Here is a 2,054-nt window from a genome sequence, read left to right on the forward strand (position 1 = left end):
GAACTTTTGTAAAGTGCTCTTTTTAAGATGTGCATTAGGACTTGAAAGAGGCACCAATGACAATTTAAAAGGAGATATTTCTATACAACATATGGAGGTGCAATGGAAAGGTGACGATAAAAAGAAAAAGAGCAGTTAGAATAAACTAACTGCTCAGCTCCAGGGGGATTTGAGACTTGGTTATTTATAGTTTTGCCAGAACTTTGGGGTAGTATTTAATAGTAGATGTAAATGATACATTTTTAGAAAAAATCAAAAGGTATACGTAAATTTTGAAGTGTACCAGAAATATTTTTTATACCTTTTGAAAAGGGGATTTTAGTAGCTTAGTTATACTCCCAAAAAGTGTACCTTTTGAAGTGTTAGAATACTCCGGAAGAAATAAATAATTCTAATCATAAAGGGTAGTTAATATTAATTTGTTTTTGGCAGAGGTTTTGATAATTATAAATTCAACTTTTCTATTTTTGGGACGTTTCATTTACAGAAGATAGATAATAACATAATTTTCTCAATAAGGAATTTTCTGCTTTTAATATAATTTTTTCACAATTCATGGTATATCTGTATTAAGGGGACCTTTTCGGTTGATTAGGGAGAAAGATTATAAAAATGATATGGGAGGAACAAAAAATGTCATTGAAAAAGAAATTAGGTGTTGGAGTGGTTTCAGCCGCTCTTGGCTTATCTTTAATTGGTGGGGGAACATATGCATATTTTAGCGATCAAGTGGTGACAAATAATTCATTTGCTACAGGTACGTTGGATTTAGCTATGCAACCAACTACTTCACTTAACTTAGAAAATTTAAAACCTGGGGACAAAATATTAAAGAAATTCAATTTAACAAATAGTGGTACATTAGATATTAAAGATATCATGATGAAAATAGACTATACTGTAAACGATTTAAAACAAAATAACACTACAGAAGATTTAGGTAAACATATTAAAGTACAATTTCTTTGGGATTGGGATCCTGCAAAAAGCCCTGTATACGAAACAACTCTTGCAGAACTAAAATCACAAAGCCCAGAGATTGCCTCCAAAAAAGTATTTCATTCTAAGTGGACTGAAACAGGAGGATTAAAACCTAGGAAAATGGATTGGTTTTGGATAAAGTTTATATTTGAAGACAACGGAACAGATCAAAACGTGTTCCAAGGGGATAGTATTGCGCTAAAAATGGAGTTCCAAGCCAATCAAACAGATGGACAAGAAAGATAAATTTAAGAGCATAATACTGGTAAAAAGTAAAACTGAGCTTATGCCTTTTAATAATTTAAAAGAATGATTACAACATATCTATACCAAAAGCCATTGATATCAGCATTTGCGCATGATATTAATGGCTTTTGTAAGTTTAACATTTTGAATGTTTTGTAAAACTAACATTTAATTTATAAATAGAAGAAAAAAATAGCCAAAAGTCGTAGAACGTTTAAGAGAGTAAATAACGACTCTCTTTTTTTGGTTTTGTATTTTTAAGGGTATCCATATACATCGAATAAGGAAATCCCCACGCTGCAATCAAGCTAAGAAAAGCATAAATCCCCAAATAGTAAAATTGAGATCCCAAGAGTAAAAATCATTGTTTCTCGGTAGCATAAAACCTTAGTATGTTAGCGATGTGATGCTAACCCAAATTTGAACCCTATTCCTCAATGAATCAAACAATTTAACATGGTAAAAGTATATTTGGATGAGAGTCCAATACTTACTATTGAAATTGTGAGGGTTCATGTTGGAAGAAGGCACTTTAGGGTGTCTTTTCTTTATGAAAAAAATCCCCGCACAATGTACAGGGATAAAAAATTATAAGTCATGGTGGGACAGTTCCTGTTTTAGTTAATCAGATAGTTTCTATTAAAAATAAAAACAAGATGTAATGCTTTGAAAAAAACTATGTACTAGAACTGGTACTCTGTCGGTAAGCCATGAAAGAGGTACTTATATTATTTGTTTTGTAAATTATCTTGAATTTGTTGTTCCATATTTACTAGTGATGTTTTTAGGGAATTACTAAGCTTTTTAACAAATTTAAGAACAAGAAG

General features: G+C 31.1%; 1 protein-coding gene. It reads left to right on the plus strand.

What is annotated here, in order from left to right:
• The first annotated feature begins 633 nt into the window (after positions 1 to 633).
• A complete protein-coding gene (locus JFU23_RS00020; protein WP_201031017.1) occupies positions 634 to 1,227 on the plus strand; it encodes a TasA family protein in 594 nt (197 codons plus the stop codon).
• The last annotated feature ends 827 nt before the right edge of the window (positions 1,228 to 2,054 follow it).

This window comes from Bacillus sp. TH50 (assembly GCF_016650565.1).
Classification (GTDB): domain Bacteria; phylum Bacillota; class Bacilli; order Bacillales; family Bacillaceae_G; genus Bacillus_A; species Bacillus_A mycoides.

Coding starts and splice junctions, on each gene's coding strand:
- JFU23_RS00020 (WP_201031017.1), top strand. CDS start 634: ATGTCATTGAAAAAGAAATTAGGTGTTGGAGTGGTTTCAGCCGCTCTT.